This is a genomic window from Dickeya dadantii NCPPB 898 (genome assembly GCF_000406145.1).
In the GTDB taxonomy this organism is placed as follows: Bacteria; Pseudomonadota; Gammaproteobacteria; order Enterobacterales; family Enterobacteriaceae; genus Dickeya; species Dickeya dadantii.
Genome location: NZ_CM001976.1, coordinates 4,321,629 through 4,347,305, shown reverse-complemented (window position 1 = coordinate 4,347,305; position 25,677 = coordinate 4,321,629). Strand labels below are relative to the sequence as shown.

General features: G+C 56.1%; 24 protein-coding genes. 17 read left to right on the top strand and 7 right to left on the bottom strand.

Features of this window, described 5'->3' with window-relative positions; genetic code table 11:
• From DDA898_RS19560 to argD, 10 genes are all read left to right on the top strand, one after another.
• Positions 1-1,032: a ligand-gated ion channel gene (locus DDA898_RS19560; protein ID WP_038902244.1), complete on the top strand. Its 1,032-nt coding sequence runs from the start codon at positions 1-3 to the stop codon at positions 1,030-1,032.
• Positions 1,029-2,318, top strand: coding sequence for a PDC sensor domain-containing protein (locus DDA898_RS19555; protein WP_038912089.1), 1,290 nt, complete (start codon positions 1,029-1,031; stop codon positions 2,316-2,318). Before DDA898_RS19560 ends, DDA898_RS19555 begins: the two co-directional genes overlap by 4 nt.
• A complete protein-coding gene (locus tag DDA898_RS19550; RefSeq protein WP_038912088.1) occupies positions 2,315-3,457 on the top strand; it encodes an MFS transporter in 1,143 nt (380 codons plus the stop codon). Before DDA898_RS19555 ends, DDA898_RS19550 begins: the two co-directional genes overlap by 4 nt.
• 210 nt (positions 3,458-3,667) lie before the next feature.
• The gene (locus DDA898_RS19545; RefSeq protein WP_013319740.1) at positions 3,668-4,294 is read left to right on the top strand and encodes a glycoside hydrolase family 19 protein; all 627 of its coding nucleotides are present in this window, start codon (positions 3,668-3,670) and stop codon (positions 4,292-4,294) included.
• A gap of 460 nt (positions 4,295-4,754) precedes the next feature.
• On the top strand, positions 4,755-6,719 hold the full coding sequence (locus DDA898_RS19540) for a PatA/PatG family cyanobactin maturation protease (RefSeq protein ID WP_038912087.1): 1,965 nt from the start codon (positions 4,755-4,757) through the stop codon (positions 6,717-6,719).
• 106 nt (positions 6,720-6,825) lie between these two features.
• Positions 6,826-6,975 carry a hypothetical protein gene (locus tag DDA898_RS23465; RefSeq protein ID WP_022635150.1) on the top strand — a complete coding sequence of 50 codons (150 nt, stop codon included), beginning with the start codon at positions 6,826-6,828 and terminating at the stop codon, positions 6,973-6,975.
• 229 nt (positions 6,976-7,204) lie between these two features.
• On the top strand, positions 7,205-7,522 hold the full coding sequence (locus DDA898_RS22575; protein WP_107768397.1) for a helix-turn-helix domain-containing protein: 318 nt from the start codon (positions 7,205-7,207) through the stop codon (positions 7,520-7,522).
• 393 nt (positions 7,523-7,915) lie between these two features.
• A complete protein-coding gene (locus DDA898_RS19535) occupies positions 7,916-9,121 on the top strand; it encodes a helix-turn-helix domain-containing protein (RefSeq protein ID WP_038912086.1) in 1,206 nt (401 codons plus the stop codon).
• Positions 9,122-9,361: 240 nt separating this feature from the next.
• The gene (locus DDA898_RS19530; protein ID WP_038912085.1) at positions 9,362-9,937 is read left to right on the top strand and encodes an aminodeoxychorismate synthase component II; all 576 of its coding nucleotides are present in this window, start codon (positions 9,362-9,364) and stop codon (positions 9,935-9,937) included.
• Positions 9,938-10,057: 120 nt separating this feature from the next.
• Entirely contained in the window at positions 10,058-11,281 is a 1,224-nt protein-coding gene (gene argD, locus DDA898_RS19525; RefSeq protein WP_038912084.1) for a bifunctional acetylornithine/succinyldiaminopimelate transaminase, read from the top strand.
• Positions 11,282-11,369: 88 nt separating this feature from the next.
• Here argD and crp read toward each other — a convergent pair whose 3' ends face one another.
• Positions 11,370-12,002, bottom strand: coding sequence for a cAMP-activated global transcriptional regulator CRP (crp, locus tag DDA898_RS19520; RefSeq protein WP_012768072.1), 633 nt, complete (start codon positions 12,000-12,002; stop codon positions 11,370-11,372).
• A 388-nt stretch (positions 12,003-12,390) separates the two neighbouring features.
• Between crp and DDA898_RS19515 the strand changes: the two genes are divergently transcribed.
• Positions 12,391-12,798, top strand: coding sequence for an OsmC family protein (locus DDA898_RS19515; RefSeq protein ID WP_013319733.1), 408 nt, complete (start codon positions 12,391-12,393; stop codon positions 12,796-12,798).
• Between the two features lie 45 nt (positions 12,799-12,843).
• Here the strand turns inward: DDA898_RS19515 and DDA898_RS19510 are convergent, their stop codons facing one another.
• The 3 genes from DDA898_RS19510 to DDA898_RS19500 form a co-directional block, all read right to left on the bottom strand.
• Positions 12,844-13,713, bottom strand: a complete 870-nt coding sequence (locus DDA898_RS19510) for a phosphoribulokinase (RefSeq protein ID WP_013319732.1) — start codon at positions 13,711-13,713, stop codon at positions 12,844-12,846.
• Between the two features lie 126 nt (positions 13,714-13,839).
• Positions 13,840-14,076: a YheU family protein gene (locus DDA898_RS19505; RefSeq protein ID WP_038902237.1), complete on the bottom strand. Its 237-nt coding sequence runs from the start codon at positions 14,074-14,076 to the stop codon at positions 13,840-13,842.
• Positions 14,073-15,071 carry a hydrolase gene (locus tag DDA898_RS19500; protein WP_038912083.1) on the bottom strand — a complete coding sequence of 333 codons (999 nt, stop codon included), beginning with the start codon at positions 15,069-15,071 and terminating at the stop codon, positions 14,073-14,075. Before DDA898_RS19500 ends, DDA898_RS19505 begins: the two co-directional genes overlap by 4 nt.
• A gap of 119 nt (positions 15,072-15,190) precedes the next feature.
• Here DDA898_RS19500 and DDA898_RS19495 point away from each other — a divergent pair, with 119 nt between their 5' ends.
• Positions 15,191-15,796, top strand: coding sequence for a LysE family translocator (locus DDA898_RS19495; RefSeq protein WP_033112112.1), 606 nt, complete (start codon positions 15,191-15,193; stop codon positions 15,794-15,796).
• A 65-nt stretch (positions 15,797-15,861) separates the two neighbouring features.
• Here the strand turns inward: DDA898_RS19495 and DDA898_RS19490 are convergent, their stop codons facing one another.
• Positions 15,862-17,781 (bottom strand): ABC transporter ATP-binding protein, encoded by a 1,920-nt coding sequence (locus DDA898_RS19490; RefSeq protein ID WP_038912666.1) that lies wholly within the window; start codon positions 17,779-17,781, stop codon positions 15,862-15,864.
• Between the two features lie 124 nt (positions 17,782-17,905).
• Between DDA898_RS19490 and kefG the strand changes: the two genes are divergently transcribed.
• The 4 genes from kefG (at position 17,906) to slyD (ending at position 21,257) form a co-directional block, all read left to right on the top strand.
• Positions 17,906-18,457, top strand: coding sequence for a glutathione-regulated potassium-efflux system ancillary protein KefG (kefG, locus tag DDA898_RS19485; RefSeq protein ID WP_033112111.1), 552 nt, complete (start codon positions 17,906-17,908; stop codon positions 18,455-18,457).
• A 3-nt stretch (positions 18,458-18,460) separates the two neighbouring features.
• Complete coding sequence (kefB, locus tag DDA898_RS19480; RefSeq protein WP_038902235.1) at positions 18,461-20,266, top strand: glutathione-regulated potassium-efflux system protein KefB; 1,806 nt, start codon at positions 18,461-18,463, stop codon at positions 20,264-20,266.
• Positions 20,267-20,334: 68 nt separating this feature from the next.
• A complete protein-coding gene (locus DDA898_RS19475; RefSeq protein ID WP_033112110.1) occupies positions 20,335-20,529 on the top strand; it encodes a YheV family putative zinc ribbon protein in 195 nt (64 codons plus the stop codon).
• A gap of 143 nt (positions 20,530-20,672) precedes the next feature.
• Complete coding sequence (gene slyD / locus DDA898_RS19470; protein ID WP_038902233.1) at positions 20,673-21,257, top strand: peptidylprolyl isomerase; 585 nt, start codon at positions 20,673-20,675, stop codon at positions 21,255-21,257.
• A 72-nt stretch (positions 21,258-21,329) separates the two neighbouring features.
• Here slyD and DDA898_RS19465 read toward each other — a convergent pair whose 3' ends face one another.
• Positions 21,330-22,580, bottom strand: a complete 1,251-nt coding sequence (locus DDA898_RS19465) for an oxalate decarboxylase family bicupin (protein WP_038912082.1) — start codon at positions 22,578-22,580, stop codon at positions 21,330-21,332.
• Between the two features lie 609 nt (positions 22,581-23,189).
• Here DDA898_RS19465 and DDA898_RS19460 point away from each other — a divergent pair.
• A complete protein-coding gene (locus tag DDA898_RS19460; RefSeq protein ID WP_038912081.1) occupies positions 23,190-24,011 on the top strand; it encodes a CPBP family intramembrane glutamic endopeptidase in 822 nt (273 codons plus the stop codon).
• A 99-nt stretch (positions 24,012-24,110) separates the two neighbouring features.
• On the opposite strand, the gene eat is transcribed toward DDA898_RS19460, so the two are convergent.
• Positions 24,111-25,478: an ethanolamine permease gene (gene eat / locus DDA898_RS19455; protein ID WP_038912080.1), complete on the bottom strand. Its 1,368-nt coding sequence runs from the start codon at positions 25,476-25,478 to the stop codon at positions 24,111-24,113.
• Positions 25,479-25,677: the final 199 nt, after the last annotated feature.

The window sequence follows — 25,677 nt, the reverse complement described above, 5'->3', positions numbered from 1 at the left end:
ATGCGGATTCTGTGGTCATGCTGCGGACTTGTTTTGTTGCTGCTGGGATTGCCGGCGTGGTCCGCGCCGGCGGATAACGCGGCGGATGCCCGCCCGGTGGATGTGAGTGTGAGCATTTTTATCAATAAGATCTACGGCGTGAACACGCTGGAGCAGACCTACAAGGTCGATGGCTACATCGTGGCGCAGTGGACCGGCAAACCGCGCAAAACGCCGGGCGATAAGCCATTGATTGTCGAAAACACCCAGATCGAGCGGTGGATCAATAACGGATTATGGGTGCCGGCGCTGGAATTCATCAACGTGGTCGGCAGCCCGGACACCGGCAATAAGCGCCTGATGCTGTTTCCCGACGGGCGGGTTATTTATAACGCCCGTTTTCTGGGCTCGTTCAGCAATGACATGGACTTCCGGCTGTTTCCATTCGATCGTCAACAATTCGTGCTGGAACTGGAGCCTTTTTCCTATAACAACCAGCAACTGCGGTTCAGCGATATACAGGTCTACACCGAGAATATTGATAACGAAGAGATCGACGAATGGTGGATCCGGGGCAAAGCCTCGACCCACATCAGCGATATCCGTTACGACCATTTGAGCAGCGTGCAGCCCAATCAGAATGAGTTCTCCCGCATTACGGTACGGATCGACGCCGTTCGCAACCCGTCTTACTACCTGTGGAGTTTTATTCTGCCGCTGGGGCTGATCATTGCCGCGTCATGGAGCGTGTTCTGGCTGGAGTCTTTCTCCGAGCGTTTGCAGACCTCGTTCACCCTGATGCTGACGGTGGTGGCCTATGCGTTTTACACCAGCAATATTCTGCCGCGGCTACCTTACACCACGGTCATCGACCAGATGATCATCGCCGGGTATGGCAGTATTTTCGCGGCGATCCTACTGATTATTTTCGCCCACCATCGCCAGGCAAACGGCGTGGAGGACGATCTGTTGATACAGCGTTGTCGTCTGGCCTTTCCTCTGGGGTTCCTGGCGATTGGCGGCGTGCTGGTTATACGGGGGATTACACTATGAGCGCTTCACCTTCACGTACGGCGCTGGCGGAAGCGCTGTTCGCCAGCCTGATTTTTATCGGGCTGCTGGGGTTCTCCACCTACATGGTCTACCACAAGTCGATCAGTACGCTGGAGCAGGAGATCAAAATCGGGTTGCTGTCGAACGTGCGGGCGGCGGCCTCCACGCTGTCTGGCGAGTTACATCAGGACATTAGCGCGCGCACCGAGCGCGATGACCCGGTGTATCAGCAACTGGCGGTGCAACTGGAACGCATTCGACAGGCCTCGCAGGATGTGCGCTACATCTATACCACCGTGCTGGATCAGGACCAGGTGCGGTTTGTAGTGAACCCCAGCCCGCAAAATGACAACGATGGCGACGGCCAGCCGGACTTGCCGCCGGCGTTGATGCAGGTGTATGACAATGCGCCGTCGGAGCTGGTTGAGGCACTGCGGGAGCACAAAACCGCGGTGTCGGCGCAGCCGTATCGGGATGAATGGGGCTCTTTCATCAGCGCCTACGCGCCTTTTTATGATCGGCAAGGCGCGTTTCGCGGTGTATTGGCGATGGATCTGGAGCTATCGAGCTTTTATCAGCGGCTGGAGGCGCTCAATCAGGTATTTCGCAAAGCGATCAGCACCATTCTGTTTCTCGGGCTGGTTGTCGGGCTGGCGGTATGGTGGATGCGGCGCAGCAGCCAGCAGGTACGCGTGCAGTTGGCAAGCCGTGAACAGGCTTACCACGCGCTACTGCATGCCGCATCGCCTTCGCAACTGGAACGATTGTATGACTGGCCGTTGCCGTTGCTATTCCTGCGCGGCGGCGATCATCAACGGCCGCCGGCGTATCCCACGGCAACGGCTGCCGATCCTTTGCCGTCGGGAAGCGTCCAGGCACAGCAGGCAAACCTGGACGAATGGTGGCGAAACGCGGCGCCGTCGCTGCTTCCCTGTCCGAATTCGGTGCTGGCGATTACGACGGACAAAACGCTGGAGGCGCATTTCTCACCGGACTGTTGCCAGCATTTCTGGCTACAGAGTTTTCAACTGTGGCGGCAACTGGCGCAGCAGCCGCTGACGATCGAGGTGAGCCAAAGGGAAGAGGCGTTGCTGCACTGGGTGCTGGATGTTCGATTGACGCGATGTGGCGAGCCGGACGGTGCAGTGGCCGAAGATCCGGACTGGTGGCAGCGTTTTCTGCGCTGGCAGACGGAGGCGGAATCCGCACAGGTGACGATCCGTCAGGCGACGCACGGCCAGCTGTTACTGAGCTGGCAGGTGCCTAAATATCCGGAGGCGCTATGATGCCGCGTTTATTGCCGATACTGCTAATCATGCAGACCTTCCTGATCCAACTGGTTTCCGGCATCAATTACGTCACCATTCCGGTGCTGATGAACCTGCAGGGCCATAACAATCTGTGGATCGGCGTGGCGATGGCCTGTGAAATCATTGGCGTGCTGCTGTTCCACCAGCGGTTGAGCCGCATTATCCAGCGGATGGGACTGATGTGGTCAACGCTGCTGCTGGTGCTGTTGCGCGCCAGCCTGTGCGCCAGTATGGCGTGGCAGCAATTCTACCCCGGCTGGCTGGTCAGCATTCTGGGATACGGCCTGTGTACCGGGATGCAGCTGATTCTGTTGCAGACCTGGCTGAATCAACTGCCGTTGCGCCGACGCGGCGTCATCATGGGGTTGTTTTCCGCCGCGCTGTCGCTGGGAGTGGCGCTGGGACCGGTATTGCTGCAACTGACCCAGGTTTCCATGCCGCAGCGGTTCTGGCTGACTGCACTGCTCAGCCTGAGCGCGCTGCTGCTGGTGTGGATTGCCCATATCAACCCCCTGTCGGGAACGGTGTCCGCGGTGCGCTTTCGCTTTGTCTGCCGCCATGCCCGCGCCATTCTGGTGTCCGCGCTGGTCGGCGGCGTCAGTTTCTACGGTTTGCCCAACTTCCTGACGCTGTATGGCATCAGCGACGGGCTGACGGAGGAGCGGGCATCGTTGTTGATGACCATGTTCATGCTGGGTAGCGTCACGCTCGGGATGCTGGTCAGCCTGCTGTCGGACTGGGTGAACCGGCAGTGGATCGTGGTGTTCTGTATTTTCTGCTCGGTGGTTTGCGCGGTGTTTCTGGCGCTGGCGGTGTATGCCGATTACGGTACCACGCTGGTGCTGCTGTATGTCTGGGGCGGCAGTATGGGCGGCGTTTACAGCATCGGCCTGTCGCTGATAGGCGATCGCTTTCATCCGCAGCAGCAGATGTCGGCCAACATGAGCTACACCATGATGGATTCCCTTGGCGGCATCGCCGGTCTGATTGGCATCGGCTTCATGATGGACCGTATGGGGCCGGAAGGCATGACGATGGTGCTAGTCGTGGTTGGCTGCGCGTTTCTTTGCTATCTGGTGTGGGAACTGGTCGAACATCAGACGCCTTTTCAATAAGCGCCTCTTCTCAATGTGCCCGCACCGTGCGGGCATTGCCCACGGCGTTTCTCTTTCCCGTCCCCGGCGTGCTGCCGGGGGCTGGCTCAGCATGTCCTTATTTTCTCCGGGTTTGCTGCATGTTCCCCTGCTTTTTGCCGATGTTTACCCAAGAGAGGGAGCGTGTTTCCTCTGCAAACTGGCAGCGTCAGCAATTGAGGAGGAAAACCGATGACTCTTGAAATCAGCCAGGAAAAATTAAAAAAGATAATGACGGCGGCCAGTGCGGACGATCTTGCGCTATTCCTGCCTGCGTTGCAGCAGGAGTGCAATGCGGCGGAGATCAATACTCCGCTGCGTTTCGCGCACTTTGTCGCCCAAATCGCGCATGAAAGTAATGAGCTGCGTGCGCGGGTGGAGAATTTGAACTACAGCGCCAAAGGGCTGCGTTCGGTGTTTGGGCGTTATTTCACCACCGATGAGATGGCCGCGCAGTGTGAACGCAAGCCGGAGTCGATCGCCAATATTGTTTACGCCAATCGGCTGGGCAATGGCGCGACGGAAACGGGAGACGGCTGGAAGTACCGCGGTCGGGGGTTGATTCAGCTGACGGGGCGTGACAATTACCGCGCCTGCGGGAGCGCTATCGGCCAGGATTTGGTGACGAACCCGGATTTGATCAGCCAGAACCCGGCGGTGTCGGTGGCGGCGGCGATCTGGTTCTGGAAAAAGAACGGACTGAGCGCGCTGGCCGATCAGGATGACATCAATGGCATTACGCGTCGGATTAATGGTGGCCTGAATGGTCTGGCAGACCGTAAGGACTATCTGGCGAAAGCCAAACGTGCTTTTGGCTGAGAAGCGGGAAATACCGGAGTTGCGGGTGACTCCGGTTTTATCCGGAACAGGTATTCGCCACATTGGTATGAATAATTATCCGTTTAAAAAAAGAGGTGTTATTCAGCAAACGTTCAGTATTTTATTTATCAGTACTATGTAACCTATTGAGCTACATAGCACTGATAAAACTGATACTAAAGTGATACCAAAATATCTTTTAAGTAAGGCTACTATAAATTTATTAGCCTAAGATAAATAAGCAACTTGTCAGGGCGTTTTTAAACGATAAATCGATGACGAGCATTTATTGAGAAATACCGTATTTGCTGTGTGAATGTTCTGCGCCAGTTCCAGAGTGAAAGAAAATATAACCGGAATGATTGTTGATAACTTGTGCGATAATCACGGTTGTTATTCTCTTGCAAATGGAATGGTATATAAACACCGGGGATTTTAAATTCCATATTCAGGAAAGAGAATGATGATGCACCCGTCGAACACTCATAATGCATTATTGAATAACCCACTTTCTGATTTACAGCAATTGGGGATAAATGGAGAAGGAATAAAAATCGGTATTATTGATGGCGCCATTGATTGCCAGCATCCGATATTAAATCATTTAAATATTGAATGCCTTTCTGCTCAGACAAATAAAAGCACCTCACACGGTACGGCAGTGGGTAGTATTATCGGCGGAAAGGGCGTTGGCATCGCACCGGCGGCAACCTTACTGAGTATTCCCGTCTTTCATGAAGACGAATGGGGCAATATTCATGGCTGCTCCGAGCGGACGCTGGCAAAAGCCATTCGTGATGCTCGTTTAAAGGGATGTAATATTATCAACGTCAGCGGCGCGTCATTATCGGTTAATGGCCAGGGGACGGATGAATTACGTAAAGCCGTCGGCGATTGTGAAAAAGAAGGCGTATTAATTATCGCGGCCGTCGGTAATGAAGGCCGTAATAGCGAATCATTACCGGCGTCGATGGATTTTGTTCTGGCCGTCGGCGCTTGTGATAAAGAGGGATTGCCCGCCTCATTTAATAACTACGGGGTGAAACTGAGAAAGAAAATGTTGCTGGCATCTGGTGTATCAATCCCTGTTGCTACGCCGAATTATGATCTGTCTGTTGTATCTGGTAGCAGTTTTTCTGCCCCGGTGGTGTCGGCGGTTTCGGCATTAATCATGAGGGCGATGAATGTAGCAAACGATCGTCGTGCGTCGCAAATGATTCGGGACGTGCTGTTTAATACGGCCACCCCACTCATGTTGTCAACGGCAGGTAATCGGGAGTCTGTTGTATACCGATTAAATATTCAGAAATTATTCCGGCAAATAGCACAGGAATTCTATCACCAACCACCAAAAAGGATCATCACCATGTCAACTGAAGAGAAAATGGTTGAACCCGCCGCCGTGGAGCTGCTGGTTCCCTCGATTATCGACGCCCACCAGGACATTCAGGATGTCGAGCTGGACGACGATGCGGTGCTGGAGCCTTCCAGCCTGAGTCCGGAAGCGAGCGCCCCGTCGCGCGCCACCGGCCTGTCGTTATCGAAAATCAGCGATCCGGCAGCCAATCACTATGTTCATGCGCCGGCCCGGCGGGTTATGCCGCAATCCTCGTTGCTGGATGCGCGCACGGTTCGCGATCAGGAAAAGATCTTTGTCATCGGTCAGGTCGGCTATGACTTCGGCACCGAGGCGCGGCTGGATTATTTTACCCAGGTGATGGGAAATAAAAGCGGTTACCCGTTCGATCCGGTGCAAATGGCCGAGCATTTGAATACCGGTGATAATGCGGAGCAATCCAACGCGCTTATCTGGACGCTGAAAATTGACGGCATTCCGGTCTATGCCATTAAACCGGATGCGCAGTTCGCGGTGCTGGAATATGCCCGTTTGGTGGAATTCCTGTACGAGCAGGAAACCAAAGGTGTGGAGCGTGTTTCCATCGCCGGGATTATCAGCGGCGAAACCCGTTTGTTTAACGGCCAGGTGATCCCCACCATCAGCCCGGTATTACGCGGCATGTTCAACTGGGAATCCCAGGATATTTCCAAGATGCTGATGGGGGAAAGCGCCGTCGGCACGCCGAAATCCAAGGAACTGGTCAACTTCATCAACCGCATTTATTACGAACTGCGTAACCGGGGTTACGACTCGAATGAGCGCGCCATTAACTATGCGGCCACCAACGCTTATCAGATGAAGGAAATCTTCGACGACGCGTTCGCCGAAGGGTTATTCCTGAACAAGATCGGCGCGGAACGTAGCCCGGTCAGCCGTCCGGAATCGGATTGCTGGGATGTGGTGCTGGAATTCTTCAACCCGAAAGAACGCCTCACCGCTGCGCGCAAACTGTATCGCTACACCATTGACGTCAGCGATGTCATGCCGGTCACCATCGGCACGCTGCGCAGCTGGCATGCCTATTAATATCGGCTTGCGAACCATACCGTTTTTTAGCTTTGCCGCCAGTCGGTGGCATTAACCTGGGGATACCCCCAAAACGTAATGCAAATACACTCAAGGAGAAATAACCATGAAACTTCCAACCCAAGCACAGAATGTTAATCGCGCTAACCGTGTTGCCGAAGCCAAAGCGTCCGGCGTTAATCCGGCGTTCTGGGGCCAGGCGCTGAATCTGCTGAAAAAAGCAGGCCAGGGCGCGCTGTCCGGCGTACTGAGCTAATCGATAATGGTGCATGACCGAATGGTCATGCACCATTTCTTTATAATAAAAAATAAATAATTAAATGTAGTCTGGTGTTAATTGTGTTGTCAAAATCAGGGGATATTACGTTTGGTGAATTCACATCATAACTAGTTGGTATGCTTTATTGTGGTCTGGTGTTTTAAGACGAAACCATGAAAAGGTGTATTGATTTTGATTGCAGAGGGGAATGTATGTCTAACAACGGATTTATGGTGAACACAGCAGTGATCAAAGACCTCAGGTTAAAAAAAAATTAAGTCAGGAGGAACTGTCAGAACAAAGCCTTGAATCAAAGTGTTATATCTCTATTTCTACAATAAAAAGAGCGGAGTTAGGTAAGCCGATTTCCCGACAGACTCTGTATAAATTTGCAAAGTTCTTTGAGGTCACCGAGGAGAATCTCGTGCTGCAGTCACATGATCACGCACCCTGTGATGTTAATTCCGATGAGTATAAATATATCGCATTTCTTTTTGCTGATTTATATCAGATGCTGGTTCTGCGTGATGCGAATAAAATATGAATGTAGATATAGAAAATAATATTTTAATGGTTTTTAGAATGAACTCATTTTTATCATTGTGATAAGAGTGGTTGTATAAAAATAATGATGATCTATTCAACGATAAAATTACGTTGAATGTTTATTAGGCTGAATTTAATACCGGCAGGGAATGCATTTATTTTTATCCCGATACAACGGTGATAATGAATAAAAAATCAGTAAAGGGATTTACATTATTTTTACCAGGGTTTGTCCAGAGAGTCTGTCGACCGAATCTGCGGATTCATTTCCATTGTCGAAATAACGGTTTGAATAAGATTGGTCGTGTCGCAGAAGCCACGTCATTTCTTATAAAGGGGCGCATTTTATTGTGGAATGTGCACTGGCAGGAGTTGAATAAAGGATTTTCCCGTGAAAACAGAAAATATACTACCTGGTAAACTAAAAAGTATTCCTGCCGAAAAAATACCCTTCACGGGCTATTCGGTGGGGCGACATATCCCGGAATTTATCTTTTTGCCTTCGGTATTGCGTGACCGGATTGATCGGTTGATGTTATCCGGCAGGCCTATTCTGCTTTTTGGCGAGCCGGGCGCGGATCTGTCTGAAATCACCGGCTATATTCGCGCCAGACTACAGGCGCTGCAGGGGCGCTATGTCGAATTGGGTGGCGAAGGTGATCCCATCAAACGGCTGGAACAGGTTCTTGCCGCGATTCCCGACGATCGTCGGTTGACCCTGTGTATTCCTGGTTTTGATACGCTAACCGAACAGCAGCAGCAGAAGGCTCTGGCGTTGCTTCGGGTGGAACATGCCCGGCGGAGCGAGCTGCGTCTGGTGTTTGGGCTGATTGCGACGCTGACCGAGCAACGTGCGTCGCCGGCGCAACCCGGTGCGCAGCTGGTGTCGGCATTTGGCTGCCAGTCGCTGTCAGTGCCGGCGCTGAAAGGCAGAACGCAGGATATCGCCGAACTGGTTCATGCCGCCTGGCAGGCGTACCGTCAGTCCGTCCGGCAGACATTGCATCCCGAGGTGCTGTTTCACCTGCATCATTACGACTGGCCCGGCAACGTGCGGCAACTGTGGCATAGTGTCGCCCGGCTGTTGATGCTCAGCGACGACGCCGAGATCGACCTGGCGCAGGCCAGTAGCATTCTGCCGCAAATCGTGACACGAACTGAGCTGGAGGCGTCGGGCGAGCGGCAACGGATTAACCGTTCATTGTGCGATGCGGTGCTCAGCCGCGATCAGGACGCTCTGCAGCAGTTTCACCCGTCGGTGATCAAGGCGTTACTGTATCTGGGTGAACATTTCCAGCAGGAGGTGACGCTGATTGAGCTGGCGGAGAATTCCCACATCAGCCCGTCGCATCTCTCCTATCTGCTCAAGCACAGCCTCAGGCTGTCGTTTAAGCAGATTTTGAATCAGACCCGCATTTTCTATGCCTGCCAGCGGCTGGAATGCCACCCCATGAGCCGGATCACCAATCTCTATCTGGATTGCGGCTATGGCGACCTGAGCCATTTTGAGAAAATGTTCAAACGTTATACCGGCGTTACGCCCATCGAGTTCCGGAAAAAATTCAACCCGGTGGTGTTGCGTGATGAAACCGGGTGACAGCCGGCTCCCTTTCTTAACGTCCCCGGCCATGGCATGGCCGGGTTTTTCGCGGTATTGGCACCCATTTCTTTATTTATTTTCTTCTCCATTTACTGCCTTCTCCGGCTGTTTCAGGCTCGCATCTGGACAACCGTGTCTCAACTCTTCAGACTCGACATCATTCATTCTGCATCATGTTGTGTTAGACATGACGCCTGCACCGAGCATAACGCCATTCACCCGCTGATAGATAAAGATATGCTGCTACTTATCGACAACTACGACTCCTTTACCTACAACCTGTACCAGTATTTTTGCGAGTTGGGGGCGGAGGTGCTGGTCAGGCGTAATGATGCGCTGACGCTGGCGGACATTGAGCGGTTATCGCCGCAACGGCTGGTGATTTCCCCTGGCCCCTGTACGCCGGATGACGCCGGGATTTCGCTGGCGGCTATCCGCCATTTCGCCGGCACGTTGCCGATTTTGGGGGTGTGTCTGGGGCATCAGGCGCTGGGGCAGGCGTTTGGCGCGCGGGTGGTGCGCGCCCGTCAGGTGATGCATGGCAAGACTTCGCCGGTACGGCACGCTGGCCGCGGCGTATTCGCCGGGCTGGCAAACCCGTTAACCGTCACCCGTTATCACTCGCTGATTCTGGAAAAGGATTCGCTGCCTGATTGTTTTGAGGTGACCGCCTGGACCGAGAACGACGCCGGAATCGATGAGATCATGGGTGTGCGTCACCGCTCGCTGCCGCTGGAAGGCGTGCAGTTCCACCCGGAAAGCATTCTCAGCCAGCAGGGACACCAGCTACTGAGAAATTTCCTTGATTTATAGGTGGATAGCGGGCGCAAATCCGGCATTACCGGATTAATGATTGCGTATTTTTGATTTTTTATGCATATTTAATGACTATATTTTCACTCGAAAACCACGGATATCACAACGGGGCAGCAAATGGCGACAGAGAAAGCAGCAGTAACACGGGATACTTACGATAAGGTAATTCTTCCGGTTTATGCACCCGCGCAGTTTGTGCCGGTAAAAGGCAAAGGGAGCCGTGTCTGGGATCAGCAGGGCAAGGAATATATCGACTTTTCCGGCGGCATCGCGGTAACGGCGTTGGGGCACTGCCATCCGGCGCTGGTGGCGGCGTTGAAAGAGCAGGGCGAAACCCTGTGGCATACCAGTAACGTGTTCACCAACGAACCGGCGCTGCGTTTGGCCACCAAACTGATCAATGCCACCTTTGCCGACCGCGTCTTTTTCGCTAACTCCGGTGCGGAAGCCAACGAAGCGGCATTCAAGCTGGCTCGCCATTACGCCATTACCCGCCATAGCCCGTACAAGACCAAGATCATTTCGTTTTATCAGTCGTTCCACGGCCGTACGCTGTTCACCGTTTCCGTCGGCGGCCAGCCGAAATACGCCGATGGTTTCGGCCCGAAACCGGCGGACATCGTGCATGTGCCGTTCAACGATCTGGACGCGGTAAAAGCGGTGATGGATGACCACACCTGCGCGGTGGTGCTGGAGCCGATTCAGGGCGAAGGCGGTATCACGCCCGCTACGCCGGCCTTCCTCAGCGGCGTGCGCGAGCTGTGCGATCAGTATCAGGCGCTGCTGGTATTTGACGAAGTGCAGTGCGGCATGGGCCGCAGCGGCAAGCTGTTCTCTTATATGCATTACGGCATCACGCCGGATATTCTGACCACCGCCAAAGCGCTGGGCGGCGGTTTCCCGATCAGCGCGATGCTGACCACGGAAGAGATTGCGTCGGTGATGGCGGTCGGTACTCACGGCACGACCTACGGCGGCAATCCGCTGGCCTGCGCGGTGGCGGAAGCGGCGCTGGATGTGATCAACACGCCGGAGGTGCTGTCCGGGGTGGTGGATCGTCATGCGCGCTTTGTGTCTGCGCTGGAGCGCATTAATGCGCAGTACGATATTTTCGACGAAATCCGCGGCATGGGTCTGCTGCTGGGCGCGCAGCTGAAACCGGCCTGGCATGGCCGCGCCAGGGATTTCCTGGCCGCATCGGCGGACCTGGGGTTGATGATTTTGGTGGCGGGGCCGGACGTGATCCGTTTTGTGCCGTCGCTGGTGATTACTCCGGAAGAGATCGATCAAGGCATGGCGCTGTTCGGGAAAGCAGTGGAGCAGGTGGTGAAAGGCGCGTAAGCCACGGCTTTTCTCTGCACTAAAACGACAAGAGCGTGCCTGGGCACGCTCTTTTTGATCCGGCTGATTTTGATCCGGTGGATGATAATCAGCGGGTGCCGTACACCACGATGGTTTTACCGTGGGCGGAGATCAGGTTCTGATCTTCCAGCATCTTCAGGATACGACCGACAGTTTCGCGGGAACAGCCGACAATCTGACCGATCTCCTGCCGGGTGATCTTGATTTGCATGCCGTCCGGGTGGGTCATGGCGTCCGGTTGCTTGGCCAGGTTGAGCAGGGTTTGCGCGATACGGCCGGTTACGTCGAGGAACGCCAGGTTGCCGACTTTCTGCGAGGTCACCTGCAGGCGTCGCGCCATCTGCGAGGACAACCGCATCAGAATATCCGGGTTGACCTGAATCAGCTGGCGGAATTTTTTATAGGAAATCTCAGCGACTTCGCAGGCGGTTTTCGCCCGGACCCACGCACTGCGTTCCTGACCATCTTCGAACAAACCAAGTTCGCCGATAAAATCGCCCTGATTCAGATAAGAAAGAATCATTTCCTTGCCTTCTTCATCCTTGATCAGCACGGCAACCGAGCCTTTCACGATGTAGTAAAGCGTCTCTGCTTTTTCACCCTGATGAATCAGAGTGCTCTTCGATGGGTACTTGTGAATGTGGCAATGAGAAAGGAACCATTCGAGAGTCGGGTCTGTTTGCGGTTTGCCGAGAACCATTCGCTGTTATCCTCTGTTGTAATTCACTGCGCAAATCACAGGGCTCAGAGTTCCCTGTACGGCGTGATAACATAGTTATAATTCAATTCCGTCCTGGCGGAATGACGTCAGGGAATATACTGAGGCTGTCTATAACCGTCATACTTCAGGCTGCAGGCGCGTTGGCTTTCCTGCAATCGAATTATTGAGGGTATATCGGATGACGCCAGTAAGCCGGCGGCTGGTCAGGCAGAGGCTCAACGCACACCGGTTTACGCCTTCGTTTGTAACACAGGTTGAGTGTAGTGTCTTGTGTTGTCTCGCTTCAGCATGATTAAGCTCTGATTATCAGACTTTTTTATACATAAGCGGTGTAAAATTTCAAAAATAATTGATTGAGGGCAAACTTATGCAGGCTCGGGTGAAATGGGTTGAAGGGTTAACGTTTCTTGGCGAGTCCGCGTCCGGACATCAACTGCTGATGGACGGCAACGCCGGCGATAAAGCGCCCAGCCCGATGGAAATGGTGCTGATGGCGGCAGGCGGATGCAGCGCCATTGATGTGGTGTCTATCCTGCAGAAAGGCCGCTACGATGTGGCGGACTGCGAAGTGCGCCTGACCTCTGAACGCCGTGAGGAAGCGCCGCGTTTGTTCACCGCCATCAACCTGCACTTTATCGTTACCGGCAAAGGGTTGAACGACAAGGCCGTGGAGCGTGCGGTGTCGCTGTCGGCGGAGAAATACTGCTCCGTGGCGCTGATGCTGGAGAAAGCGGTGACGATCACCCACAGCCACGAAGTGATCGCGCTCGACTAAATCGTCAGGCACGCGGCGGCGAGTTTCGGTGCTCCGCCGCGTCGCTTAGTCAATATGGTTGCCTTCTATTAATCGCTGCACCAGCGGCATCATGATCAGTTCCATCGCCAGCCCCATTTTGCCGCCCGGCACCACCAGCGTGTTGATGTGGGAAATGAACGAGCCCTGCAACATCGCCAGCAGGTAAGGGTAGTCAATGTGGTCCAGCCCCTGAAAATGAATCACCACGAAACTTTCGTCCATTGACGGAATGGCTTTGGCGGCGAACGGGTTAGAGGTATCCACCGTCGGCACGCGCTGAAAGTTGATGTGGGTGCGGGAAAACTGCGGGGTGATGTGGGTGATGTAATCCTCCATCGAACGCACGACGGAATCCATTACCGCCTCGCGGGAGTGACCGCGCTCGTTGATATCGCGCACCAGCTTCTGAATCCACTCCAGGTTGACGATCGGCACCACGCCGACCAGCAGGTCGACATGCTGCGCCACATCGTGCTGGTCGGTGACCACGCCGCCGTGCAGCCCCTCGTAAAACAACAGGTCGGTCGGTTCCGGCATCGGCTCCCAGGGGGTGAAGGTGCCGGGCACCTGATTGTAGGGAATCGCCTCGTCGTAGGTGTGTAGGTATTTGCGGGTCTGGCCGGTGCCGCTGAGGCCATATTCGATAAAGGTGTGTTCCAACTGGCAGAAATCGTTCGCTTCCGGCCCGAAATAGCTGATGTGGCGCCCCAGATCCCGCGCTTTGCGGATCGCCATGTCCATTTCCGGCCGGGTATAGCGGTGATAGCTGTCGCCGTCCACCAGCGCGGCGCGAAGGTTCAGTTGTTGGAAAATCTTGCGAAACGCCAGGCTGGTGGTGGTGGTCCCCGCACCGCTGGAGCCGGTGACCGCGATAATCGGATGCTGGTGCGACATGAGTGTAACCTCCGGTGAATGGGGCAACCTCTGGTGAACGGCGCCAACTCCGGTCAGAGATATCTGATAATTGTTAGCATGTTTATACCGTGGTGACACGCCAATTTACGTTTTTAAGCGATTGATTCAGGGCTGATACCGTTCACCGCTGCTGAGCTGGTTGCGGGGCATGATATTGACGGTTTCATGCAGTTCCGACCACACCAGTACCACGTCGCCCTGCGCCAGTTGCTGGCGTATATCAGCCACTTTTTCTTCCAGCGTTCGCTCCTGCTCGCCGTAGTCGGTCCCTTCGCGCAGGACGAACGATTCAATCAGATTTTGCAGCGTTTCCGTCGCCAGTTCTTGCCAGGGAATGATCATGCGTTCTGCTCCAGATAAGGGGTAAACCAGTCGGGAATACGGTGTTCCAGCCACAGTTCGGGTTTGCGCCACGATCCGCCGACAAAACCGACATGGCCGCCGCATTCCGTCAGTTGATAGTCGATGTTGGCCGGCAGTTGCGATATATCGGGGATCACGGCCGGCGTCATGAACGGATCGTCTTTGGCCTGAATGATCAGCAACGGCTGGCGGATGTGCGACAACTGCGGCAGCGCGCTGCTGCGCCGGTAATACTCCGTTGCATCGGTAAAGCCATGTAGCTGGGCGGTGATCAGATCATCAAATTCTCTCAGGCGGCGTACTTGTCGTAGCCTCGCGGCGGAAACGGGCAGGCAATCGGGGTAGACGGAAAGCTTGCGCAAAGCGCTGCGGCGCAGCAGATTAAGCAGATACGATTGGTACACGCGGGAAAACCCGTGCTCCAGACGGCGGCTGCAAGGCTCCAGCATCAGCGGCGCGGAGACGATCGCCGCGGCGTTCAGCGTGCCGGGCGCGTCCTGACGGCTCAGCAGGCAGGCCAGCATGTTGCCGCCCAGCGATACTCCGACCGCCGCGGTGGGGGCGGCACCCAGCGTCTGGTTCAGCCAGTGCAGGAAATAGCGAGCGTCCTCGGTTTCGCCGGCGTGATAAGCGCGCGGCAGACGGTTGGGTTGTCCGCCGCAACCGCGAAAGTGCATCACCACCGCCAGCCAGCCGCGCCGCTGACAGGCGGCCATCAACCCGTGGGCGTAAGGACTGTGAAAACTGCCCTCCAGCCCATGAAACAGCACCACGCGAGGTTTGTGCTGCGCCTGAGTCGGCGCTTCGCTCCAGGCGAGATCGACAAAATCCCCGTCCGGCATAGTCAGTTTCTGCCACACCGGCTTCAGGGCCGGATGGCGGCGAAGCAACCGCGGCAGCAAGGTCTGCAGGTGCGGGTTGCGCACGCCCGGTAAAGGCTGAAAACACGTGCCACGCTGAGAAGAATTATTCATAACCAGAAAGCCATGATGAAAAGGTGCCGTGATAGCCGTTGCGGCACGGTGAAAAGCTTGTCTGCATCACACCGCGCTGCTAGGTTGTGACGTCCCTTCCGTTAAAGGATTGTCGTTTCATGGAGCACTTCAGCCTGTTTCTTTCGATGCTCGGTTTTTTGTGGGTCGCCGCTATTACGCCCGGCCCTAATAATATGCTACTTACCGCCTCCGCCGCCAATTTTGGCGTATGGCGTTCCATGCCGCTGATGCTGGGTATCATGGTCGGCATGCAAAGTATGCTGCTGCTGGTGGCGCTGGGGCTGGGCAGCCTGATCCTGCTTTATCCGTCGCTGCATCTGGCGTTGAAAGTGTTGGGCAGCGTGTATCTGCTGTGGCTGTCGTGGAAGATTGCCACCGCGGCGTATGAAAAGCTGGATACCGACACCGCGCCGCCGGCGCCGATCCCACTGTATCAGGGCGGGTTACTGCAATTCCTCAATCCAAAGGCCTGGCTGATGGCGCTGGGCGCGGTGGCGGGGTTTAGTCTGGCCGGCGACGGTTATGCGGGCTCGGTGGTGGCGATCAGCGTCGCGATGGTAGGCGTTAATTTCGTGGCTGGGGTTATCTGGCTGGGATTCGGCGCGATGATCGGCCGCTTGTTGCGTAGTCCGCGCGCCTGGAAGATTTTCAATCTCGCTATGGGGTTGCTGACGGCGACCTGCGTGCTGATGATCTGGCATTGATGATTTGGCATGAAGAAGAAAGCGGCGGGCTGTTCCGCCCGCCGTTCAAACGTGAAGCCGGACGTTTAGCCCTGACTTTCAGCGTCGCGCAGCAACTGCTCCAGCTGTTCCTGCGCATCCAGCCAGGCCATTTCGGCGTTTTCCAGATCTGCTTTGGTTGCGCTCTGTTTTTGCAGACACTCGGTCAGCTCGCTTTTACGGCTGACGTCATAAAGTCCGCTGTCGGCCAGGCGCTCTTCCACCGCCGTCAGCGCGGTTTGCAGTTTCTCCATCTGTTGTTCCAGTTGGGTAATCTGCTTGCGCAGCGGCTGGGTCAGCGTGCGTAGCTCGGCGTCGCGCCGTTTCTGATCCTTTCTCGACTGCGCGCTGTTGGCGGCGTTGTCTCTGGCGGCGGATTCCGCGGCGTTATCCTGCTTCTGCGCATCCAGCAGCCATTGTTGGTAATCTTCCAGATCGCCGTCAAACGGCTCGACCTTGTGGTCGTGCACCAGATAGAGATCGTCGGTGGTGGATCGGATCAGGTGACGATCGTGAGACACCACCACCAGCGCGCCTTCGAAGTCGATCAACGCTTCGGTCAGCGCCTGGCGCATGTCGAGATCCAGGTGGTTGGTCGGTTCGTCGAGCAGCAACAGGTTAGGGCGCTGCCAGACGATCAGCGCCAGCACCAGCCGCGCTTTCTCGCCGCCGGAAAAACGCTCGGTAGGTTCGGTCACCTTGTCGCCGCGGAAATCAAAACCGCCGAGGTAGTCGCGCAACTGTTGTTCGGTTTCCCGTTCCGCCAGCCGGACAAGGTGCTGCAACGGCGACTCATCGGGACGCAGGAACTCCAGTTGATGCTGGGCGAAATAGCCCAAACGCACGCCTTTGGCCAGGCCGATGTCGCCGCTGAACGGTTGAAGCTCGCCTGCCAGCAGCTTAATGAGCGTCGATTTCCCGGCGCCGTTGTGGCCGAGCAACCCGATGCGCGAGCCGGGCACCAGATTGAGCTTGATGGAATCCAGAATCAGCCGGTCGCCATAGCCCGCGCTGACTTTTTCCATCCGCAACAGCGGGTTGGGCAGCGCTTCCGGCGCCCGAAAGCTAAAGCGGAACGGGTTGTCGACGTGGGCCGGGGCGATCAGCTCCATGCGCTCCAGCATTTTGATGCGACTTTGCGCCTGCTTGGCCTTAGTGGCTTTGGCACGGAAACGGTCGATGTAATGCTGAAGATGGGCGACTCGCTCTTGCTGATGCTGGTACATCGCTTGTTGCTGAGACAAACGGGTGGCGCGCTGCAGCTCAAATGAGGTGTAGTTGCCGGTGTATTCGAACAGGGTTTCCTGCTCGATATGCAGAATCCGGTTGGCGATCGGGTCGAGAAAGTCCCGATCGTGGGAGATCAATACCAGCGTACCAGGATAGTTCTTCAGCCACTTTTCCAGCCAGATCACCGCGTCCAGATCCAGGTGGTTGGTCGGTTCGTCGAGTAACAGGAGATCGGAACGGCAAATCAGCGCCTGCGCCAGATTCAGGCGCATACGCCAGCCGCCGGAGAAGTCGCTGACGGACCGTTGCAACTGTTCCTGCTGAAAACCGAGCCCGTTGAGCAGGCTGGCGGCGCGGGCCTGAATCGACCAGGCCTGAACGGCGTCCAGCTTGCCGTGCAGGGTGGCGATGGCGTTGCCGTCGTTGCGGGCATTCGCCGCGTCCAGCTCGGCTTCCAACTGGCGGAATTCGCGGTCGCCGTCGATCACGTAATCAATCGCCGATCGCGCCAGCGCCGGGGTTTCCTGATTGACCCATGCCAGCGCCCAATTTTGCGGAAAGGTTACGCTGCCGCCGTCGGCGCTGATTTCCCCTTTCAGCAGTGACAACAGGGTTGATTTGCCACAGCCGTTTTTACCAACCAGACCGACTTTTTGACCGGGGTTGACGGTCGCGGTGGCGTTGTCCAGCAGTACCCGGGTACCGCGTCGAATTTGCAAGCAGGAGAAAACAATCATAACGCGCCAAATGTTCAAATATGTTAAATTACCGATCGGGTATCAGGACTGCCGTGTCCTGTTGTATTGCTGCGCAGCATGGTAGCCGAAAATACCTACAATGACGACGCTTTGGAGGGGAATGATGTCGCAGCCACCAAAAATTTTGCTGCTGTTTGCCCATCCGGAATCCCAGGATTCGGTCGCGAATAAGCTGTTATTACATTCTGCCCGCCAGCTCGGGCATGTCACTGTGCACGATCTTTACGCGCACTATCCTGATTTTTTTATCGATATTCATCATGAGCAGCAGTTACTGCGTGAGCATCAACTGATCGTGTTTCAGCATCCGCTTTATACCTACAGTTGCCCGGCATTACTGAAAGAGTGGCTGGATCGGGTGTTGACCCGCGGCTTTGCCAACGGGGTCGGCGGTAATGCGCTGGCCGGAAAGTACTGGCGGTCGGTGGTGACCACCGGCGAGCAGCAAGACGCTTACCGGTCTGCGGGTGTGAATCGTTACACGATGGATGACGTATTGCGACCATTTGAAATGACGGCGACCATGTGCCACATGCACTGGCTGTCGCCGCTGGTGATTTATTGGGCCCGGCGCCTGCCGCCGGACGTATTGCAGGAACATGCCAGAGCCTACGGCGACTGGCTGGCGTCGCCATTTCCGCGTGGAGAATCCTAGAACATGGAAACCTCTTCTTTGCTGAATGCCGGCGTGCTGTTTTTGTTTGTGGCCGTGCTGATGGTGCCGATTGCCGCCCGCCTGGGAATCGGCGCGGTGCTGGGGTATCTGCTGGCCGGTATCGCCATCGGTCCGTGGGGGTTGGGCTTCATTCGTGATGTGGAAGCCATCCTGCACTTTTCCGAGCTGGGCGTGGTGTTCCTGATGTTTATCATCGGTCTGGAACTGGACCCCGCCAAGCTGTGGCGGCTGCGGCGTTCTATTTTCGGCACCGGCGCGGCGCAGGTGCTGTTGAGCGCCGCGGTGCTGGGCGGCGTGCTGTATCTGAGCCAGTTTTCCTGGCAGGCGGCGCTGATCGGCGGTATTGGACTGGCGATGTCTTCCACCGCCATCGCGCTGCAACTGATGCGTGAAAAAGGCATGAACCGCAACGAGTCCGGCCAGCTCGGTTTTTCCGTGCTGTTGTTTCAGGACCTGGCGGTAATCCCGGCGCTGGCGCTGATTCCGGTGATGGCGGGCGTACAAGGCGAGCTGGATGACTGGCGTCAGGTGGTGCTGAAGGTGGTGGCGTTCGGTGGCATGCTGGTTGGCGGTCGTTATCTGGTGCGCCCGCTGTTCCGTTTTATCGCCGCGTCGGGGGTGCGGGAAGTGTTTACCGCCGCCGCGCTGCTGCTGGTGTTGGGTTCTGCGCTGTTCATGGACGCGCTGGGGCTGTCGATGGCGCTCGGCACGTTTATTGCCGGCGTGCTGCTGGCGGAAAGCGAATACCGCCATGAACTGGAAATCTCCATCGAGCCGTTCAAGGGGTTGTTGCTGGGGCTGTTCTTCATTTCGGTGGGGATGTCGCTCAATCTCGGCGTGCTGTACGCCAATATCCTGATGGTGCTGGCGGGCGTGGCGATTCTGGTGGTGGCGAAAGGGTTGATCCTGTACTTGCTGGCGCGGCTGTACGGGCTGCGCTCCTCCGAGCGTTTGCAATTCGCCGGGGTGCTGAGTCAGGGCGGGGAGTTCGCCTTTGTGCTGTTTTCCTCCGCCGCCACCCACAAGGTACTGAAGGGCGCGCAACTGCCGCTGCTGCTGGTGACGGTGACCCTGTCGATGATGGTGACGCCGATCCTGATGCAGCTTATCGACCGTATTCTGGCGCGCCGTTTCAATGCGAAAGAAGAGCCGGACGAAACGCCGTACGTGGAAAACGACGAACCGCAGGTAATTGTGGTGGGGTTCGGCCGTTTCGGTCAGGTGATCGCCCGTTTGCTGATGGCCAACAAAATGCGCATCACCGTGCTGGAGCGCGATATCAGCGCCGTCAGCCTGATGCGCAGCTACGGCTACAAGGTCTATTACGGCGACGCCACCGAGCTGGAGTTGCTGCGTGCCGCCGGCGCGGCTCAGGCTCAGTCCATCGTGATTACCTGTAACGAGCCGGAAGACGCGATGATCATCGTGCATCTGTGTCAGCAGCATTTTCCCCATTTGGAGATTCTGGCCCGCGCGCGCGGCCGTGTGGAAGCACACGAGTTTTTGCAGGTCGGCGTGACGCAGTTCTCGCGCGAAACCTTCTCCAGCGCGCTGGAGTTGGGCCGCAAAACGCTGATCTCATTAGGGATGCATCCCCATCAGGCTTATCGGGCGCAGCAGCACTTCCGGCGGCTCGACATGCGTATGCTGCGTGAGCTGATGCCGCAGCGGCAAGGCGATGTGGCGCAGATTTCCCGCGTCAAGGAGGCCCGCCGCGAGCTGGAGGATATCTTCGAGCGCGAAATGCTGCGCGAGCGACGTCGGCCGGACGACTGGGACGAACACTAGGCGCAGTCGCGGCGTACCGCGGTATGCCGCGAATGCAGGCCATCAAGAGAGGGAGCCGGAGGGTAACCATGCGGAAACGTTTTATTGCCGGGGCGGTGTGCCCGAAATGTCACGCGCAGGATACGCTGGCGGTGGGGCGTGAGGGCGACGATGAGGTGGTGGTGTGTGTGCACTGCGGTTATCAGCAGAGCCAGTCGGAAACGCCGCCCAAAGCCGCCACCCCGCCAGCCGGCGAAATCATCGGTATGTTTCGCCCGGAATAGGGCGACGGAAGCCGGATGTCATTGCCGCCAACCAGCGTCGCCGGGATAGTCTACCCCGGACAGTTTTTTTATCCCGGACAGTACATGGGGACGTTTTTCCGCTACAATTTGCGCAAAATCGATTTCCAACGCTAGGAGATATCATGAAAGTAGCAAAAGACCTGGTGGTCAGCCTGGCCTATCAGGTACGTACGGAAGATGGTGTATTGGTTGATGAGTCTCCGGTGAGCGCACCGCTGGACTATCTGCATGGTCACGGCTCGCTGATTTCCGGTCTGGAAAAAGCGCTGGAAGGCCGCGATGTGGGCGAGCGTTTTGACGTGAGCGTCGGCGCTAACGACGCCTACGGCGAATATGATGACAATCTGGTTCAGCGCGTGCCGAAAGACGTGTTTGTCGGCGTAGACGAGCTGCAGGTCGGCATGCGTTTTCTGGCCGATACCGATCAGGGTCCCGTGCCGGTAGAAATCACCGAAGTGCAGGACGAGCACGTGGTGGTTGACGGTAACCACATGCTGGCGGGCCAGAACCTGAAGTTCAACGTGGAAGTGGTTGCTATCCGCGAAGCGACGGAAGAAGAACTGGCGCACGGCCATGTACACGGCGCGCACGATCATGACCACGATCACGACGGTTGCTGCGGCGGCCACGGCCATGATCACGACCATGACCATGAACACGGTAAAGGCGGTTGTGGCGGTAACGGCGGCTGCGGTTGCCACCACTGATTTGCCCTTCCCAGAAAAGGCCGCGTTTGCGGCCTTTTTCTTATTATGGCTAATCCATCGCTTTACCGTGGCTTAGCGTTTTTGATGCGTATCCGTTGCCGGATAATCAGGGACAATCGGCGCTTTGGTTTTTTGCAACGAACGCATGAAGGTGTCGTTCAGGTGCAGGTGCTGTTCCAGCAGCGCCGGCGGCGTCAGCGCCAGCCATTGGTTGAGAGAGATATCCGCGTAGTGGTCGCTCTTGAACAGTTCCAGAAAACGCAGCGGCGTGGTGCCGGTATTCTCCACATAGTGCCCCATGGCGAACGGCACATAGCCGACGTCGCCGGCCCGAAAATCGAAGGTTCGCGCCTGCCCGGATGAAGCGAACACCCCCATCCGTCCTTCCCCTTCGAGATAGTATTGCCATTCGTCATTGTTGGGGTGCCAGTGCAGTTCCCGCATCGCGCCGGGCTCCAGTTCCACCAGCGCGGCGGCAATGGTTTTGGACACCTTGAACACCGATGAATCGGTAATGCGTACCGTGCCACCCTTCATCTTGATTGGGGTTTGCGCCAGCATGCGGTGACTGAATGGGTTGGCAACCTGACCTGCGCCGCCAAATGCGCCTTTATCGATCGCCCCCGGCACTGGCGCGGCAAAAATGTACTCTTCGGACGGGCTGGGCAGATGGCTGAATGTTTCTACCGGTACGCCGAAGTTTTTTGCCAGCACTTCCGGCGGTACGTGCTTGAACCAGTCGCTCAGCAGGAAGGTGCTGTCTTCGTCGAAGTTGCCGCTGTCAAACGCCAGCAGAAATTCGCAGCCATCCGGCCCTAGACCCTGAATGGAGTGCGGTACGCCGGGCGGGAAATACCATAAATCGCCGACGCCCAGATCGTCGACAAACCAGCGTCCCTCGGCGTCGATGGCGGTGATGCGGGCATTGCCGTACAGCATATAAGCCCATTCACCTTCTTTGTGCCAGTGCAGTTCTCGGACGCCGCCGGCGTTAAGGCGCATATCAACACCGGCGATGGTGGTGGAAATGCCCAGTTCTCGTTGCGTCACCTGGCGCGTCCAGCCGCCGCTGCCTTTGCGTATGTGCGCGTCGCTAAAAGAAAAACGCAGGTTGGGCAGGGTACCGTTGTCGGTAAACGGCGGGTTGACCAGATCCGGGTTCTGCGCTTGCCGCAGCGGGTTTTGCGGGCCGGGGTCATTACCGCCCAGGCCATTGCCGGTCCACGGAATGGCGTTGTCTTGCGCATGCAGTTTACCGGCGGCCAGCGCGACGGTTCCACCGACAGTAAACGCCATAAAGTTTCGACGTGTTAATGCATTCATTAGCGACTCCCTTGCTGAGTGATCGTGGTGTCATGATTGACGTGGGTATCATCCAAATGTGTCTTTCCGTGTGGAGTGCATAACCCCGCCCACGGATGGCTACAATTAAGTGTTATTTATTCTTGTGGTGGAGCGATACGGATGCATCCCTTACTGGCAAGTGAGTTGTAAGCATTTGTTGGCAATAAAGATAAATATAATTTATGTGTTATCGGTGAGTAATGGTGAAAAAATAGGCTGGTTGATTTTTTGTTTAATTAATGTGTGTTTTTTGTTTCATGAAGAGCACGTTATGATAAAAACCGCCTGGGTGGATTGGGTGAGTGGGTAAATCGGGCAGGTGCGATTCAGTCATACTCGTTTACACGTTGTGTACCCGTCAGAGCAAGACAGGCCACCATGAAGGCCAAAGCATCATGAAAACCAAACACCTCCCGGCCGGGAGGCGTTGAATGCACATCACCATGGTTATTATTGCGGCGGGCAACTCATCATCGGTCTCGTGGCTTGCACCTGGACAGCATGATAGGGTTCCACGAGCCATAGTGTGGCAGGCCGGATTGCCTCGCGAACCAGATGCCTGACGAAAAAAGGAGAGCAACCTACAAGATGTGGATAACGCTGGCGGGGTCATTGTTGACTCTGCAATTCAACAGAACTATCGCTATCGTATTATTGCTGGCGACGCTGGTGTGGGGGCTGGGAAATGGTGTGCTGGCCTGGTCAGGAATGGGATTTCTGGGCTTGTTGGCGCTGGTCGCTGCGCTGCATGTGGCGTACCGCTCTCATCCTGACATAAGGCGCGCAACAGAAATCCTTCTGGTTGCTGGCGTGGTTGCACTAGCCCTGCAGCAGGCACCTGGATTCGATAATCCCAAAGTGCTTGATAACGTGTATGCCGGTCCGAAAAGCGCAGCATTTTCAATGTATTTCAATCTCGACAAAGCATTGATCCCTTTTGTATTACTAGCCTGCATGCCGACGTTATTTTCATCATCGCCGGTGCGTTCGCCGGGCAAATGGGGGTGGTTCCTGCTGGTGCTGGCTGTTCCAATGCTGCTGTGGGGGGCGGTGCTGGCGGGTGGGTTGCAGCTGGAAACCCACAATCCACCGTGGTTGTGGTCTTTTATGCTGGCTAACCTGTTTTTTGTATCGCTGGCGGAAGAGGCATTGTTTCGCGGTTACCTGCAACAGCGGTTAGCGGGCGTGATGTCGCCGTGGCTGGCGCTGGCGGTATCTGCATTGCTGTTTGGCGCGCTGCATGTTTCCGGTGGAGCGATGCTGATGGCGTTTGCCGCACTGGCGGGCTTGTTGTACGGTTTGGCCTGGATGTGGAGCGGGAAGTTGTGGGTCGCCACGCTGTTCCACTTTGGCCTGAACCTGTACCACCTGCTGTTTTTCACCTATCCGATGCTGCAGCGCGGAGTATAGCAACGACCGCCTTGCCTGAGTGGTAGGGTTTCACGGCCCCTGATAACAACGCGCCTCCCGAACGGGAGGCGCTAAAACGGCATCAGCGAATGGGGCCGCTCACTCTTTCCCCACCAGCATCGCGTCCTGCGGGGCATTGTCGCGCTGGGCGCGGGTCATCAGGAAATAGCTGTAGCCCGCCAGCATCAGCACGATGAACAAGCCGCCAATCACCGGGTTAAACCACAGCATAGCTATCAGGCATACCACCGACAGCACCAGGGCGATAGCCGGGATGATCGGATAACCCGGCGCATGGAAAGTGCGATGCAGGTCCGGTTCGGTACGGCGCAGGCGGAACAGGCTCAGCATACTCATCAGGTACATCACGTTAGCGCCGAACACGGCCATGGTGATCATCGCCGCGGTCAGGCTCATCCCCTGTAGATTGATCCAACTGTCGCTAAAGATAGTAGCGATGCCAATCACCCCACCGGTCAGAATGGCGCGGTGCGGCGTCTGGAAACGGGATAGTTTCGCCAGCCCGGCGGGCAGGTAACCGGCGCGGGCCAGCGCGAAGAACTGGCGGGAGTAGCCGAGGATAATGCCGTGAAAACTGGCGATCAGTCCGAACAGCCCGATCCACACCAGCATGTGCATCCAGCCGGAGTTTGCACCCACCACCGCTTTCATTGCCTGCGGCAGCGGATCGTTGATGTTGGACAGGGTGCGCCAGTCACCGACGCCGCCGGCCATGATCATCACCCCGAGCGCCAGCACTACCAGCGTGATGATGCCGCTGATATAGGCTTTGGGGATGGTACGTTGCGGGTCTTTGGCCTCTTCGGCGGCCATGGCGGCGCCTTCAATCGCCAGAAAGAACCAGATGGCGAAAGGAATCGCGGCGAAGATGCCGGAGATAGCCGGGCTGCCGAATTGGTCGCTGCCCGCCCAGCCGTTGGCGACGAAGTGACTGATGCTGAAACCCGGCGCCACCACACCCATGAACACCAGCAACTCAATGACCGCCAGCACGGTGACAAACAGCTCAAACATCGCCGCCAGTTTCACACCCAGAATATTTAGCGTCATGAAGATCAGATAAGCGCCGGTGGCCGCGTAGCGCGGGTCCAGTGATGGATACTGCACGTTGAGGTAAGCGCCGATAGCCATCGCGATCGACGGCGGAGCGAACACGAACTCGATCAAGGTCGCCATGCCGGCGATCAGACCGCCGGTTTCGCCAAACGCACGACGGCTGTAAGCAAACGGACCGCCGGCGTGAGGAATGGCGGTGGTCAGCTCGGTAAAGCTGAAAATAAAACAGGTATACATGGCGGCGATAATCAGGGTGGTGACCAGAAAGCCCAGCGTTCCCGCCACGCCCCAGCCGTAGCTCCAGCCAAAGTATTCACCGGAAATCACCAGACCGACGGCAATCCCCCACAGATGAAGCGTACCCAGGGTGGGTTTTAACTGCATTGTCATGACGCTCTCCCCTACAAGACGCGGGATGAAAACAGCAGGTTTTCATCACCCCTATTTATAAGAATCAGTTGGTTATAAAAATCATCGGGTTGTAACAATCATCGGGTTGTAACAATCATTGGATAGTAACAACCGTTTTGCTCTTGTCTGCGACGGGCACGCTTGCCAGGTCCGCATGTTTCGATAATGCCGCTGACGG

Bases quoted from the DNA above. Each gene is read 5' to 3' on its own strand.
- DDA898_RS19560 (WP_038902244.1), top strand. From the start codon at position 1: ATGCGGATTCTGTGGTCATGCTGCGGACTTGTTTTGTTGCTGCTGGGA.
- DDA898_RS19555 (WP_038912089.1), top strand. From the start codon at position 1,029: ATGAGCGCTTCACCTTCACGTACGGCGCTGGCGGAAGCGCTGTTCGCC.
- DDA898_RS19550 (WP_038912088.1), top strand. From the start codon at position 2,315: ATGATGCCGCGTTTATTGCCGATACTGCTAATCATGCAGACCTTCCTG.
- DDA898_RS19545 (WP_013319740.1), top strand. From the start codon at position 3,668: ATGACTCTTGAAATCAGCCAGGAAAAATTAAAAAAGATAATGACGGCG.
- DDA898_RS19540 (WP_038912087.1), top strand. From the start codon at position 4,755: ATGATGATGCACCCGTCGAACACTCATAATGCATTATTGAATAACCCA.
- DDA898_RS23465 (WP_022635150.1), top strand. From the start codon at position 6,826: ATGAAACTTCCAACCCAAGCACAGAATGTTAATCGCGCTAACCGTGTT.
- DDA898_RS19530 (WP_038912085.1), top strand. From the start codon at position 9,362: ATGCTGCTACTTATCGACAACTACGACTCCTTTACCTACAACCTGTAC.
- argD (WP_038912084.1), top strand. From the start codon at position 10,058: ATGGCGACAGAGAAAGCAGCAGTAACACGGGATACTTACGATAAGGTA.
- crp (WP_012768072.1), bottom strand. From the start codon at position 12,002: ATGGTTCTCGGCAAACCGCAAACAGACCCGACTCTCGAATGGTTCCTT.
- DDA898_RS19515 (WP_013319733.1), top strand. From the start codon at position 12,391: ATGCAGGCTCGGGTGAAATGGGTTGAAGGGTTAACGTTTCTTGGCGAG.
- DDA898_RS19510 (WP_013319732.1), bottom strand. From the start codon at position 13,713: ATGTCGCACCAGCATCCGATTATCGCGGTCACCGGCTCCAGCGGTGCG.
- DDA898_RS19505 (WP_038902237.1), bottom strand. From the start codon at position 14,076: ATGATCATTCCCTGGCAAGAACTGGCGACGGAAACGCTGCAAAATCTG.
- DDA898_RS19500 (WP_038912083.1), bottom strand. From the start codon at position 15,071: ATGAATAATTCTTCTCAGCGTGGCACGTGTTTTCAGCCTTTACCGGGC.
- DDA898_RS19495 (WP_033112112.1), top strand. From the start codon at position 15,191: ATGGAGCACTTCAGCCTGTTTCTTTCGATGCTCGGTTTTTTGTGGGTC.
- DDA898_RS19490 (WP_038912666.1), bottom strand. From the start codon at position 17,781: ATGATTGTTTTCTCCTGCTTGCAAATTCGACGCGGTACCCGGGTACTG.
- kefG (WP_033112111.1), top strand. From the start codon at position 17,906: ATGTCGCAGCCACCAAAAATTTTGCTGCTGTTTGCCCATCCGGAATCC.
- kefB (WP_038902235.1), top strand. From the start codon at position 18,461: ATGGAAACCTCTTCTTTGCTGAATGCCGGCGTGCTGTTTTTGTTTGTG.
- DDA898_RS19475 (WP_033112110.1), top strand. From the start codon at position 20,335: ATGCGGAAACGTTTTATTGCCGGGGCGGTGTGCCCGAAATGTCACGCG.
- slyD (WP_038902233.1), top strand. From the start codon at position 20,673: ATGAAAGTAGCAAAAGACCTGGTGGTCAGCCTGGCCTATCAGGTACGT.
- DDA898_RS19465 (WP_038912082.1), bottom strand. From the start codon at position 22,580: ATGAATGCATTAACACGTCGAAACTTTATGGCGTTTACTGTCGGTGGA.
- DDA898_RS19460 (WP_038912081.1), top strand. From the start codon at position 23,190: ATGTGGATAACGCTGGCGGGGTCATTGTTGACTCTGCAATTCAACAGA.
- eat (WP_038912080.1), bottom strand. From the start codon at position 25,478: ATGACAATGCAGTTAAAACCCACCCTGGGTACGCTTCATCTGTGGGGG.